The sequence below is a fragment of the Weizmannia sp. FSL W8-0401 genome (assembly GCF_038009125.1).
Classification (GTDB): Bacteria; Bacillota; Bacilli; order Bacillales; family Bacillaceae_C; genus Weizmannia; species Weizmannia coagulans.
Genome location: NZ_JBBPAG010000001.1, coordinates 1,524,955 through 1,537,201 on the forward strand (window position 1 = coordinate 1,524,955; position 12,247 = coordinate 1,537,201).

Genomic DNA, 12,247 nt, shown 5'->3' on the forward strand with positions numbered 1-12,247 from the left:
CTTTCAAACTCCTCTCAACTGTTTTAAAAAATCGAAGGGGGTGCCTGGTGATCATCTTGACTTACAGGAAGGACAGCCGTATTGGGGAAGTGTTCAATGGATCATCGGGGCTGAATTTCTAAAATTACTTTGTCCCTTTTCTATTATTTTAGCATTTTATAAAAATCAGATAAAGGTTTAAAATATTGTTGCCAAAGATCAAGCAGTCCCACTTCCGGCGGAAAAATGCCCTGATTTCTCATGGCCAGAGGCCGGGCGTGAGAAAAGGGGAAGGAAGAGATCAACCGGAGACTGCAATCTGCCAGCAGGGGTTATTTGGAAACCTTTTGGATTAAACAAAATAAACGTCTGGCATTTTGGACAAACCCAACCGGATCCATTTCTGATCCGGTTCCTTCTTCATTTTGAAAAATGGCGTTGATAATAGAAATTATTGCAGGGATGATGATAAAGCCAAGCCGGATACCCACCCAGTAATCCCTTTGGGCGCGCCGCCTAATTGAAAGTTTTTTTGTACCATAATCCGCCGCTTTGTATTTTGACGTAATCCTCAATAGGCGAGAATAATTTTGTCTCTATTTTCGACCATCTGTTATTGATCTTCCGGCTTTTGCGATTCATGGTACTTGCTCATCTTTCCTCCCCATGTAAGTGCAGATGGTTTGATTCCAATCACCCGGATGCGTTTATAGTCTGCGATCCAGTGCCCGTTTTTCCACAAACTGCCTTTCAGTTGTTTTTCTGTATTCGCAATGATCATTTCTGTTTCCTGTTCCGGGATGCCTTCCAGCAACTGCGTACAAAACATTCGGATCCAGTTTTTCAGGCCGTCTTCTCTCTCCAACGGTGTCGGCCGGTCAAAATGCATAGCGAACGTAACATAAAATCCGGCTTTTTCCATCAAAGCGGTATACTCGCCAATGCTGGGATAGTACCAGGGAAACTGTTCCGGAGAGAACTCGAACCCGGTTTCTGTGATTTGCTGGATGAGCGAAGACGTGATCAATTCTACATTACCTTTGCCGCCAAATTCTGCGACAAATCGGCCGCCTTGTTTCAGGCTCCGGAACACACCTTCCAATGCGGCGCCCGGTTCCTTGATCCAATGGAGGACAGCATTTGAAAAAACAGCATCAAATTGGTTCGTATAGGGCAGTTTTGCCGCATTCTGTACATCAAAAGCGATGTCTGGATATTTGCTTGAAGCCTGCCGGATCATATTTTCCGACTGATCGATGCCAACAATATGTGCGCCGCTTTCCCCGATTTTATAAGATAAATCGCCGGTTCCGCAGCCGAGGTCGAGAATGTTTTCGCTGGGTTGCGGAGAGAGCAGCCCGATCAGGGTGTTTCCGTATTCCGATACAAATTTGTGTTTGGTATCATACAATTCGGCATTCCAATTGTCTGCTGGCTTCATTACGGATTCTCCTTCTCTATTTTGCTGAAAAGTAAAAATAATATGGGTTTAAATAAAATATATCATACATCAAAAGGAAATGAGGATTGTAAAATTTTATTTTTCCGGATTGCGGTTGCTGCCCGGCACATGAATTCGTTTCCAAGAGCAGATCCCGCGTGATAAAATGGTTGTAATACCCGAGGAAAATAAATGCCCTGGTTTTAACCGTGGCGCTGGTGGGATTGTTATTTTCGTATTACTGAAAAAAGCCTTAACACCGGTTTGCCTGCTTTTGATCCGGTTATCAATGTCCGGCTTCTCTGCTTTGCCATATTGGAGATTATCATTTTGCTACAAATGAAAATATTCAATTTACAAGAAGGAATTTTGCATGTGTGCCCACAATAGTTAATATTAGATGTATCGCTTGCAGACAGGGGATGATTTTTTTGAAAATGGCTGGCGTGATTTTTGTGGTTATCGGTGTGATTCTTCTTCCGTTTGGCATTTTGCAGTTTAAAAAAGAATGGAAAGCCTACCGGAAATTTTCCCCGAAAACCCAAAAGGTATTTGTGCTGATTGAAATATTCGATGTATTATCGGGTGTCCCCATCCTGTCAACCTGGTTGATGTACCTTTCAGCATTCTGTATTGTGATGGGTGTCATCATGATCACAACGCATTAAGAAAGATGATGAAAAACGCGAAAAGATGGCGTCCTGCGGTTGTTTTGAGCCGAATGGGGAGTACATCGCCAAGTTGACATAAAAAAGCGCTGGAGATGAGGGGGCAACTGGATGTTAAAAAAATGCTTATTGGTGCTGACTGTATTTTTACTGGCTGCTGATGCTACTATTTTGTATATATGGCTTGCCAAATGGCAAAAACTTGCAACGATTCCCGGTATGGTGGGCTGGGGAATAGCCTTTTTGTCAGGATTGCTTTTATATATGATCTTAAAAAAGTTGAGTTCCGGAGAAAAAATGGTGATGGTCTTCAGCCGGCTTGCACTCGGTTCCGCTGTCCTGCTTTGCGGTTTAGCGGTTTTGACGGTTCTCATTACCCTTACTGTCCGCTCAATGCCGTAAGAGAGGTATGTTACATATCCCATTTGCAAGAACAAAAAATCTGCGGGTGCTAATCTGATTTCATGTTGCCCGCTTATTTTTCAGCTTATCCATAAAGCTGAGGAGTTCCGCTGTCTGTTTTTTTCTGTTTTTTTCCATTGGGGAAGCGGAAGGGGGCGGAGAGTAAACGCTTGTTTCTTTATGGAACTTTTTCACATGATCACCTCAGCTGATTATCTGCAATAGTGTATGCAAAGCTGCGAAAAAATATGAAGGGCAATAACCGGTTTGTTATTGCCCTGAAGATTTTTTGCCGTACTTTTTCAGGATCTGTTCGTTTTCTTTCATGATTTTTAAAGTCGTCGGGCTTGTGCCAACCGAAGGAACACGGACTCTTGATTTTCTTCTGAAAGTTCTCCGGATATTTCCGGTTTCATTTCTCTGTGCCAGGAGCGCGCTGTTTTTTTTCATTTTTGTCACCGCCTTGTTTTTCAATCCATGTCGTCCGGCGGAGCCGCAAAATCATAAACATGGGCCATGATGACAAACAGGATACAATCCATTTCTGTAATGGCTCTGGAACCGGATATTTTTAATAGATACAATGCATCATGAAAAAGATAAATCGGATGGAGCGCATCGTTTCCATCGACATGATACACCGTCTCCAGCCTGTCCAATTTTGCGCGGACGGAACCGGGATTTTTGTAACGATACAATGCCTGATCTTTCTCTAACGGTGTTGTAAACGGCAAAATATTAACGCTCATATCCGCTTTTTCCGCATAAGATGACAGTACTTCTTTTAAACCTAACAGATATCCTTCTTTACTACCATAATACCCTACGATGCCCTCATCATTCAAGATGTCGAGCATATTTTTAGCCATTAACAGATTGTCCTGGATCAGAGACTCATTTGCAGAAACGGTTTTCGTAAATCTTTCCAATTCATATTTTCCGGCTTTGCGGAAATACATATTTAAAAAAATAAAACCGTCGATTGCTGCAAAAATAAGCGCGGTGATGGCATAGTTTTTAAAATTCATGAAAATGCTCGCCGGATGGATCGTCCAGTAAACCAGCGCACCGAATAAATAAACCAAATACCAGATTTTCCGGATCAGAAAAACTTTTGCATCTATCTTTTCTTCATTTTTTCCATACAGGTAAGTATAGATCACGAGACCGGCAAAACAAAGCCAAACAAAAGTTTTAAAAAACAGCGTTTCCAAATCTCCGCCTCCCTATATTCCCGAAAAGTACTGTCTGCCATTATTTTATCATAAAAAGGGGAACTTTTGTTTGCATTCCTGCATAAAAGGCAGAATTGATGAAATGTTCCTAGGATCATAGACTGATAAAGAAAGATATGTTAGAATTTAACAAAATATGGATGGGGAGCTGGCAGTTTTGGAAGCAAAAAATGCGTTAAACATCCGGCGGCTGGGCGGCAAGGAAAAACTTCCGATGGATTTACTGCTCCTTGCCGACCCGTCACGCGAAATGGTGATGGCTTATGCCAACCGCGGAGAATGCTATGTGGCGGAAATTGAAGAAAAGGTGATCGGCGTTTACATCCTGCTACCGGCGAGGCCGGGAATCGTGGAATTGGCGAATGTGGCGGTTGCAAAAGAACATCAAGGGAAAGGCTTTGGAAAACGGCTTGTGCTGGATGCCATCCGGAGGGCAGGAAAAAGAGGATTTAAAACGATCGAAGTAGGCACCGGCAATTCCAGCATCAGCCAGCTGGCCTTGTATCAAAAATGCGGTTTCCGGATCTCCGGGGTGGACAGAGGCTTTTTCGTCAGGCATTATGCTGAAACGATATATGAAAACGGGATTCGCTGCCGGGATATGGTACGGTTATCCCTCGATTTGGTAGAAACGACATGCAAGGGGTAATGGAATTGGAACTGGTCTTTTACAATGATGATTTCAAGCAGCAATTGGACAACTATACAATAACGGATGATCAGCTCCGTTTCACCGGCCATCCGGATGAAGCCATTGCCCTTGCAAAAGATGATCCGGAACGGCACCCTGTTGTTGCAGTCCGCCATAACATGATCACAAACTTTTTTGTGCTTCATGAAAAAAATGGCGCCAGGCCATATACAAGTCATCCGCATGCCATATTGCTGCGGACGTTTTCAACCGATTTCCACCAGCAGGGAAAAGGATACGCCAGGCAATGTTTAAAACAGCTGCCCCATTTTGTCCGTACCCATTTTCCGGAAATAGAGCAGATGGTTCTTGGGGTGAATACGGAAAATGTTGCTGCCCAAAATTTGTACAGACAAGCCGGGTTTGTGGATGAAGGGGGCAGGATGTTTGGAAAAAAAGGCGAATTGATTATTATGCATTACCATTTAGGCAAAGAAGGGATATACAGATGGAAATAAAAGAACTTGCAAACCGGGAAGAGTGGAAAGCAGCGTTTCCGGTGATGAAACAGCTGCGTAAACATTTGGACGAAGAACACTATCTCCAGCTGGTGGAAGAGGCGGCAGAAAAATCGGATTACAAGATGGCCGCAGTAATAGATGACGGAAACATTGTGGCGGTAACCGGCTATATGCCGATGATTACCTTGTACAACGGGCGGTTTATTTGGGTATGCGACCTGGTGACGGATGAAGCGCACAGATCAAAAGGGTACGGCGCCAGGCTTTTGGCGCATGTGGAAAAACAGGCCGGCGAAAACGGATACGGCATTGTATCCCTGTCATCCGGCCTGCAGAGAAAAGACGCACACCGGTTTTATGAAGAAAAAATGGATTATGATAAAGTCAGTTATGTTTTTTTAAAAAGATTGTAAACTTTACATCTTCGTTGGAAAGGGATATAATAGCTAAAAAATAATCTTTCAAACTACTAGGGGTGCCCGGATCTGGCGGGCTGAGAGAAAAACCGGCGTTTTTCAACCCTTTGGACCTGATCCGGATCATACCGGCGTAGGAAAGTAGGAATTTGTAAAAAATTTCTTGCTGATAAAGTCAGGTCTTTTCGGGCCTGGCTTTTTTGCATGGAAAGGGGTGGGACAAATGAAACTCGATGAGCAGGTGGTTGCCGTCACCGGCGGAAGCAGGGGGTTGGGCAAGGCGCTTGTAAAAGCTTTTGCAAGAGAGGGGGCGGGCGTTGTCATCAACTATTTTGAGAGTGAGGGGAAGGCAAAGGACCTTCAGCATATTTTAGGCGAAAAAGCGGTTGCCCTGAAGGCGGATGTAAGGGATCCGGTCCAGGTAAGAAAGATGTTCCGGCAGGCCGAAGCTTATTTTTCCAGGCCTGTCACGACGATTGTAAATAATGCCCTTGTGCATTTCCGCTTTGATCCGGAATCCCGGCACGATGCTTCCCGGATTTCGTGGGAGGAATACAGCCTGCAGATGGAAGGTGCGGTTCGCGGCGCATTAAATACCATCCAGGCCGGCCTTGCGGGAATGAAACGGCTGCATTTCGGCAGGGTGATCAATATTGGCACAAACCTGTTTCAAAATCCGGTTGTCGCCTACCATGATTACAATACGAGCAAGGCTGCGCTCCTCGGCTTCACCCGGAGCATGGCGAAAGATCTGGGGCAATATGGCATTACCGTTAATATGGTATCCGGCGGCCTTCTGAAAACGACGGATGCAAGTGCGGCCACATCTGAAGAGGTTTTTCAATTGATTCAGGCAACAACCCCGCTGCAAAGGGTGACAGAACCGGAAGACGTTGCGGATGCCGTGTTGTTTTTTGCATCGCCATGGGCCAGGGCGGTAACCGGGCAAAACCTCGTCGTTGACGGCGGACTTGTAATGGATTAGGAGGGAATGAAAATGGAAAAGGAAAAACCAATTGAACTGCTTGAAAAAATCAGGGAAGCCAATCCGCTTATCCATAATATCACGAATATTGTGGTGGCTAATTTCACAGCAAACGGGCTGCTGGCACTTGGCGCATCTCCGGTAATGGCCGATGCGGTGGAAGAAGTTGCCGATATGGCGAAAGCGGCAAATGCGGTCGTATTAAATATCGGCACTTTGAATGAAAAAGCCGTCGAAGCCATGATTTTGGCGGGAAAGTCTGCAAATGAAAATGGCGTTCCGGTCGTCCTTGATCCGGTAGCTGCCGGTTCAACCCGTTACCGGACAGAAACGGCAAAAAAATTGCTGAAAGAAATCCGCTTCACATCCATCAGGGGAAATGCCGGAGAAATCGCCAATCTGGTCGGAATAGATGCCAAAGTTAAAGGCGTCGATGCAGGAGATACCAGCCTGGATACGGGCGAACTCGCTTTAAAAGCGGCAAAAACGCTTCATACTACGGTCGTGGTAAGTGGCAAGACGGATGCGGTGTCAAACGGTTCCGAACTCTATCTCGTACATAACGGCCACCCGCTTTTAACAAAAGTCACCGGGACAGGCTGCCTTTTGTCCGCAGTTTGCGGCGCCTTTCTCGCTGTTGAGGAAGATCCGGTTCAGGCATCCGTTTCGGCGCTTGCGATTTACGGCGCTGCTGCGGAAATCGCAAGAGAAAAAACAGGCGGGGATTTGCCGGGCAGTTTTCAAATGGCATTTTTAGACCAGCTGGCAGAAATAGGGGCTGAAGAAATCCAAAAATATGCCTCTTTTGAAAAGAAAGAAGGGTGAACATCATGAAAAAAGCACTCACGATTGCCGGTTCTGATTCCGGGGGCGGTGCCGGCATCCAGGCGGACTTGAAAACATTTCAGGAATTGGAAGTATACGGCATGTCCGTGATTACCGCGGTGACAGCGCAAAATACACGCGGCGTCCAGGGGGTATTTCCGCTCGGACCCGAAGCCGTCTCCCGCCAATTGGAGTCCATTGCCGGAGATATGGGGACGGATGCGCTAAAAACCGGCATGTTGTTTGATTCCGGCATCATCGAAGTGGCCGCGGAAAAAATCAAAACCTACCGCTGGGAAAAACTCGTTGTGGACCCGGTGATCATTGCAAAAGGCGGGGAAACCCTTTTGCAAAAGGAAGCGGTTCAAGCCTTAAAAAGCAAGCTGCTTCCGCTCGCCTTCATTGTGACGCCGAATCTTCCGGAAGCAGAGGAACTGGCAGGAATGCCCATCCGAAATGCCGGGGATCGGAAGGAAGCGGCACGCATCATTGCGGATTGCGGCCCCCGGTATGTCCTTATTAAAGGCGGCCATAACGCATCTTCCCCGGTTTCGAGCGACTTGCTTTTTGACGGGGTGAATTTTTACGAATATACAGCGAAAAGGTACGCAACAAAAAATACGCACGGCACCGGCTGTACGTTTTCTTCGGCGATTACGGCGGAATTGGCAAAAGGCGCGGATATATTTGCTGCAGTGTCGACAGCAAAAGCATTCATTTCCGCCGCGATCGAAGACGGCATTCAAATTGGACACGGGCACGGGCCGACAAACCATTGGGCGTACCAAAAAAGGAGAATGAAAAACGGATGACAGCCGAATATTTGCGTGGCGCATTGAAACTGTATTTTATTATGGGTAGCCCGAACTGCACGCTGCCGCCGGAACAAGTGCTGGAAAAGGCCATCAGGGGCGGCGTCACCCTTTTTCAATTCCGTGAAAAAGGGAACGGTGCACGAAAAGGCGAAGAAAAGAAAGCGCTTGGTGAAAAATTGAAGTGGATATGCCAAAAAAACGGGATTCCTTTTCTTGTAAATGATGATATTGCACTTGCGTTGGAACTGGATGCTGATGGTGTGCATGTCGGGCAGGAAGATGAACCGCTGGCATCCGTACGAGAAAAGTTGGGGGATAAGATCATCGGCGTCTCGGCCTATACGTTGGAGGAAGCCAGGCAGGCAGCAAACGGAGGCGCGGATTATCTTGGCGTTGGCCCCATTTTTCCGACGAAATCGAAAGAAGATGCGAAAGCGGCGAAAGGGACAACCGTCATTCGCGAAATCCGCCAAAATGGCATCCGGATTCCAATTGTCGGAATTGGCGGCATAGGGCCGGGCAATGCAAAAAGCGTCATAGAAGCGGGCGCAGACGGCGTTTCCGTCATTTCTGCGATCGCAGGCGCGGAAGATGCAGAAGCGGCAGCTGTCCTGTTGAAAAGGGAGCTCGCTTTATAATGAAGGCGTAAAGCCCTGCGCCTTTTGACAGTTTAAAAATGGAATCAAGATAAGCCGGGTGTAGGAGCCTGGCTTTTTTGGTGCCAAGCAGGCTGAATGGCGGTGAATTTTTTGCGAGAATTTTTCAATATCTTGGTTGATAAAACGTTTGTTCTTGTGATAAAATACAAACAAACATTCCGGTGGAAGGGAAGGTGAGGGCTGTTAAAACCAGATAACCTCTCATCATTTGTTGTTTTTTGTGCTGGCAAGGCGCAGAGAATGGTTTATGCGAATAAGGGGGAGAGGCAGTGGAAAATTACAGAAAATGGGAGGATGTACCGGAAAATCTGAAAACAAAAACACAGCTGAAAGCATTAAAACGGAAGCCTGTCGGGGAACCCAAAGCGATGAAAATCGGCTATCGCGGAAAAAAATATCCTTTGTACGATATAAACGAAACACAGGTCGTGAAACAAAGACAAACGGACATATCCAAACTCGAAATGACGATTCATAACATCGCTGAATCTCTATATATTATCAACAAGTCAGCTAAAAAAAGCAGGGATACAAAAAAGATAAACTATTTTGACAGGAATTATGGTGTGGTCAACAGAGCAAAAACACGGCAATTAAAACTGTATGCATTAAAAGATGCTGTCCTCCGCAAGTTGCTTGATGAAAATAAGGCTGAAATGATCGGCTATCATACTCAGAATGGAAAGAAATTGCTGCTCATTCAGCTGGAAGACTACACCTTTCATTTACCGGCAGAACAAGGCCAGACGAAATGTTTGAAGCACCTGGGCGAAATTGCTATTATTCCGGCAGCGGCAACAAGAAAAGTTACGCTAAAATATAATGAAGCGGTAAAACTTTTAGAAACCTTTTTGCAAAAGGATTGAAAACAGCGAATCCGGAAAGTCAAACGGGAGACATGCGGGATTTTCTTAAAATGTTTTTCAAAGTTTACGCAAATGATGGTAAAATTTAGATAGCAATTTGGGAAAGGAGCAGGCATGATGGCAGACGGTGTTGTTGTTTCGGTAAATACAGGCAAACCAAAGGCGCTTGCCTATAAACAAAAAGTGGTGCAGAGCGGCATTTTTAAAACACCGCAGGAGGGCCCGGTATATCTGGCAAAAGATAATTTTGAAGGGGACAAGCAGGCGGACCTTGTGCATCATGGCGGAGCGGATAAAGCAGTCTGCGTGTATGCCGCTGATCATTTTCCAGTATGGGGGAAGAAATTTAACCGGACTTTTGAGCCGGGGGCATTTGGCGAAAATATTACGCTCTCGGGATGTTCGGAAGCAGATATCCATATCGGCGATGTTTTTCAAATGGGGGAAGCGGTTGTGCAGGTATCACAGCCGCGGGAGCCTTGCTATAAAATTGCTGCGAAACACGGATTGGACAGTTTTCCTGCTGACATTGTGGAAACCGGCTGGTTCGGCTTCTATATGCGTGTGCTTGAAGAAGGCTTTGTCCGGAAAAATGACAGCTTTAACCTGCTTGAAAAAGGGGAAAAACAGCTTTCCATCCTGCATATCAATAACATCAGATACCATGATAGAACAAATTTTGATGCGATAGAAGAAATTTTAAGTGTAAAGGTGCTTGCCAGTGACTGGCAAAAACCATTCCGGAAATTATGGCTGAAAAAAGGGAATGGATAAAAGAAACGGCTGCTGTGACAGGAGTACTGCGGTTCCCTGAAAACGACCTGTACGTATGTAACAGAGGAAGCTCAATGCTGTTCCGCCATCTTAACTTGTAGCATAGATCCCTGTTTCTTCATTATATTAAGGAGCAGGGATCTTAAAAAAAGATGGAAAACATTACCTTGCTCTATCTTATTGACTTAAGTTACGGATAAATGTTATGATAAATGAGCTGACCCGTTAGGTGGATAAACAACGGGGTTAAAAAAAGATGTTGACAGCGAATTGATATTTTGATATAATAATTAAGTCGCTGTTAAGAACAGCAAAGATTGTTCCTTGAAAACTGGACAAAACGAAATGTCAAATTCTTTTTGAGCTTTTATCAAACATCTTTACTGAGAGTTTGATCCTGGCTCAGGACGAACGCTGGCGGCGTGCCTAATACATGCAAGTCGTGCGGACCTTTTAAAAGCTTGCTTTTAAAAGGTTAGCGGCGGACGGGTGAGTAACACGTGGGCAACCTGCCTGTAAGACTGGGATAACGCCGGGAAACCGGGGCTAATACCGGATAGTTTTTTCCTCCGCATGGAGGAAAAAGGAAAGGCGGCTTCGGCTGCCACTTACAGATGGGCCCGCGGCGCATTAGCTAGTTGGCGGGGTAATGGCCCACCAAGGCAACGATGCGTAGCCGACCTGAGAGGGTGATCGGCCACATTGGGACTGAGACACGGCCCAAACTCCTACGGGAGGCAGCAGTAGGGAATCTTCCGCAATGGACGAAAGTCTGACGGAGCAACGCCGCGTGAGTGAAGAAGGCCTTCGGGTCGTAAAACTCTGTTGCCGGGGAAGAACAAGTGCCGTTCGAACAGGGCGGCGCCTTGACGGTACCCGGCCAGAAAGCCACGGCTAACTACGTGCCAGCAGCCGCGGTAATACGTAGGTGGCAAGCGTTGTCCGGAATTATTGGGCGTAAAGCGCGCGCAGGCGGCTTCTTAAGTCTGATGTGAAATCTTGCGGCTCAACCGCAAGCGGTCATTGGAAACTGGGAGGCTTGAGTGCAGAAGAGGAGAGTGGAATTCCACGTGTAGCGGTGAAATGCGTAGAGATGTGGAGGAACACCAGTGGCGAAGGCGGCTCTCTGGTCTGTAACTGACGCTGAGGCGCGAAAGCGTGGGGAGCAAACAGGATTAGATACCCTGGTAGTCCACGCCGTAAACGATGAGTGCTAAGTGTTAGAGGGTTTCCGCCCTTTAGTGCTGCAGCTAACGCATTAAGCACTCCGCCTGGGGAGTACGGCCGCAAGGCTGAAACTCAAAGGAATTGACGGGGGCCCGCACAAGCGGTGGAGCATGTGGTTTAATTCGAAGCAACGCGAAGAACCTTACCAGGTCTTGACATCCTCTGACCTCCCTGGAGACAGGGCCTTCCCCTTCGGGGGACAGAGTGACAGGTGGTGCATGGTTGTCGTCAGCTCGTGTCGTGAGATGTTGGGTTAAGTCCCGCAACGAGCGCAACCCTTGACCTTAGTTGCCAGCATTGAGTTGGGCACTCTAAGGTGACTGCCGGTGACAAACCGGAGGAAGGTGGGGATGACGTCAAATCATCATGCCCCTTATGACCTGGGCTACACACGTGCTACAATGGATGGTACAAAGGGCTGCGAGACCGCGAGGTTAAGCCAATCCCAGAAAACCATTCCCAGTTCGGATTGCAGGCTGCAACCCGCCTGCATGAAGCCGGAATCGCTAGTAATCGCGGATCAGCATGCCGCGGTGAATACGTTCCCGGGCCTTGTACACACCGCCCGTCACACCACGAGAGTTTGTAACACCCGAAGTCGGTGAGGTAACCTTTACGGAGCCAGCCGCCGAAGGTGGGACAGATGATTGGGGTGAAGTCGTAACAAGGTAGCCGTATCGGAAGGTGCGGCTGGATCACCTCCTTTCTAAGGGGAAAAGCGTAGGGCGCTCGTTCATCGGCGTACGGATTTCGAAGTCTTCGACTGAGATAAAGGAAACACGATGAGCCTTAAAGGCGAATCG

The 12,247-nt window shown here is 46.8% G+C and carries 14 protein-coding genes, 1 rRNA gene and 1 riboswitch; of the genes, 12 read left to right on the forward strand and 3 right to left on the reverse strand.

The features are described from left to right. Positions 1-592 precede the first annotated feature (592 nt). On the reverse strand, positions 593-1,420 hold the full coding sequence (locus NSU00_RS07240) for a class I SAM-dependent methyltransferase (protein WP_340702609.1): 828 nt from the start codon (positions 1,418-1,420) through the stop codon (positions 593-595). Positions 1,421-1,857: 437 nt separating this feature from the next. On the opposite strand from NSU00_RS07240, the gene NSU00_RS07245 reads away from it, so the two are divergent. Continuing rightward, positions 1,858-2,088 (forward strand): hypothetical protein, encoded by a 231-nt coding sequence (locus NSU00_RS07245; RefSeq protein ID WP_035184928.1) that lies wholly within the window; start codon positions 1,858-1,860, stop codon positions 2,086-2,088. A gap of 111 nt (positions 2,089-2,199) precedes the next feature. Next, positions 2,200-2,490 (forward strand): hypothetical protein, encoded by a 291-nt coding sequence (locus NSU00_RS07250; RefSeq protein ID WP_014098333.1) that lies wholly within the window; start codon positions 2,200-2,202, stop codon positions 2,488-2,490. Between the two features lie 270 nt (positions 2,491-2,760). Here the strand turns inward: NSU00_RS07250 and NSU00_RS07255 are convergent, their stop codons facing one another. After that, a complete protein-coding gene (locus NSU00_RS07255) occupies positions 2,761-2,940 on the reverse strand; it encodes a hypothetical protein (RefSeq protein ID WP_029141588.1) in 180 nt (59 codons plus the stop codon). A 20-nt stretch (positions 2,941-2,960) separates the two neighbouring features. Then, positions 2,961-3,704, reverse strand: coding sequence for a type II toxin-antitoxin system SpoIISA family toxin (locus NSU00_RS07260; RefSeq protein ID WP_340702610.1), 744 nt, complete (start codon positions 3,702-3,704; stop codon positions 2,961-2,963). A 157-nt stretch (positions 3,705-3,861) separates the two neighbouring features. On the opposite strand from NSU00_RS07260, the gene NSU00_RS07265 reads away from it, so the two are divergent. The 10 genes from NSU00_RS07265 to NSU00_RS07310 all read left to right on the forward strand — a co-directional run bounded on the left by NSU00_RS07265 (position 3,862) and on the right by NSU00_RS07310 (position 12,150). After that, the gene (locus tag NSU00_RS07265) at positions 3,862-4,374 is read left to right on the forward strand and encodes a GNAT family N-acetyltransferase (protein WP_013859331.1); all 513 of its coding nucleotides are present in this window, start codon (positions 3,862-3,864) and stop codon (positions 4,372-4,374) included. Beyond that, positions 4,374-4,874 (forward strand): GNAT family N-acetyltransferase, encoded by a 501-nt coding sequence (locus NSU00_RS07270; RefSeq protein WP_340702611.1) that lies wholly within the window; start codon positions 4,374-4,376, stop codon positions 4,872-4,874. The genes NSU00_RS07265 and NSU00_RS07270 overlap by 1 nt, the downstream gene beginning before the upstream one ends. After that, positions 4,865-5,290, forward strand: coding sequence for a GNAT family N-acetyltransferase (locus NSU00_RS07275; protein ID WP_013859333.1), 426 nt, complete (start codon positions 4,865-4,867; stop codon positions 5,288-5,290). The genes NSU00_RS07270 and NSU00_RS07275 overlap by 10 nt, the downstream gene beginning before the upstream one ends. A gap of 48 nt (positions 5,291-5,338) precedes the next feature. Further along, positions 5,339-5,450, forward strand: a riboswitch (TPP riboswitch). A gap of 66 nt (positions 5,451-5,516) precedes the next feature. Continuing rightward, positions 5,517-6,278: a 3-oxoacyl-ACP reductase gene (locus tag NSU00_RS07280; RefSeq protein WP_061566653.1), complete on the forward strand. Its 762-nt coding sequence runs from the start codon at positions 5,517-5,519 to the stop codon at positions 6,276-6,278. 12 nt (positions 6,279-6,290) lie between these two features. Beyond that, on the forward strand, positions 6,291-7,103 hold the full coding sequence (gene thiM, locus NSU00_RS07285) for a hydroxyethylthiazole kinase (protein WP_237349281.1): 813 nt from the start codon (positions 6,291-6,293) through the stop codon (positions 7,101-7,103). A 5-nt stretch (positions 7,104-7,108) separates the two neighbouring features. Continuing rightward, positions 7,109-7,915, forward strand: a complete 807-nt coding sequence (gene thiD / locus NSU00_RS07290; protein ID WP_013859338.1) for a bifunctional hydroxymethylpyrimidine kinase/phosphomethylpyrimidine kinase — start codon at positions 7,109-7,111, stop codon at positions 7,913-7,915. Beyond that, entirely contained in the window at positions 7,912-8,556 is a 645-nt protein-coding gene (thiE, locus tag NSU00_RS07295; protein WP_013859339.1) for a thiamine phosphate synthase, read from the forward strand. The genes thiD and thiE overlap by 4 nt, the downstream gene beginning before the upstream one ends. A 290-nt stretch (positions 8,557-8,846) precedes the next feature. Next, positions 8,847-9,443, forward strand: a complete 597-nt coding sequence (locus NSU00_RS07300; RefSeq protein ID WP_013859340.1) for a YkyB family protein — start codon at positions 8,847-8,849, stop codon at positions 9,441-9,443. A gap of 117 nt (positions 9,444-9,560) precedes the next feature. Then, positions 9,561-10,217 carry an MOSC domain-containing protein gene (locus tag NSU00_RS07305; protein ID WP_340702612.1) on the forward strand — a complete coding sequence of 219 codons (657 nt, stop codon included), beginning with the start codon at positions 9,561-9,563 and terminating at the stop codon, positions 10,215-10,217. 379 nt (positions 10,218-10,596) lie between these two features. Next, positions 10,597-12,150 (forward strand): 16S ribosomal RNA (locus tag NSU00_RS07310). The last annotated feature ends 97 nt before the right edge of the window (positions 12,151-12,247 follow it).

What these genes read in the sequence shown, in the direction of transcription:
- NSU00_RS07240 (WP_340702609.1), bottom strand. Translation starts at nt 1,420, where the DNA reads ATGAAGCCAGCAGACAATTGGAATGCCGAATTGTATGATACCAAACAC.
- NSU00_RS07245 (WP_035184928.1), top strand. Translation starts at nt 1,858, where the DNA reads ATGGCTGGCGTGATTTTTGTGGTTATCGGTGTGATTCTTCTTCCGTTT.
- NSU00_RS07250 (WP_014098333.1), top strand. Translation starts at nt 2,200, where the DNA reads ATGTTAAAAAAATGCTTATTGGTGCTGACTGTATTTTTACTGGCTGCT.
- NSU00_RS07255 (WP_029141588.1), bottom strand. Translation starts at nt 2,940, where the DNA reads ATGAAAAAAAACAGCGCGCTCCTGGCACAGAGAAATGAAACCGGAAAT.
- NSU00_RS07265 (WP_013859331.1), top strand. Translation starts at nt 3,862, where the DNA reads ATGGATGGGGAGCTGGCAGTTTTGGAAGCAAAAAATGCGTTAAACATC.
- NSU00_RS07270 (WP_340702611.1), top strand. Translation starts at nt 4,374, where the DNA reads ATGGAATTGGAACTGGTCTTTTACAATGATGATTTCAAGCAGCAATTG.
- NSU00_RS07275 (WP_013859333.1), top strand. Translation starts at nt 4,865, where the DNA reads ATGGAAATAAAAGAACTTGCAAACCGGGAAGAGTGGAAAGCAGCGTTT.
- NSU00_RS07280 (WP_061566653.1), top strand. Translation starts at nt 5,517, where the DNA reads ATGAAACTCGATGAGCAGGTGGTTGCCGTCACCGGCGGAAGCAGGGGG.
- thiM (WP_237349281.1), top strand. Translation starts at nt 6,291, where the DNA reads ATGGAAAAGGAAAAACCAATTGAACTGCTTGAAAAAATCAGGGAAGCC.
- thiD (WP_013859338.1), top strand. Translation starts at nt 7,109, where the DNA reads ATGAAAAAAGCACTCACGATTGCCGGTTCTGATTCCGGGGGCGGTGCC.
- thiE (WP_013859339.1), top strand. Translation starts at nt 7,912, where the DNA reads ATGACAGCCGAATATTTGCGTGGCGCATTGAAACTGTATTTTATTATG.
- NSU00_RS07305 (WP_340702612.1), top strand. Translation starts at nt 9,561, where the DNA reads ATGGCAGACGGTGTTGTTGTTTCGGTAAATACAGGCAAACCAAAGGCG.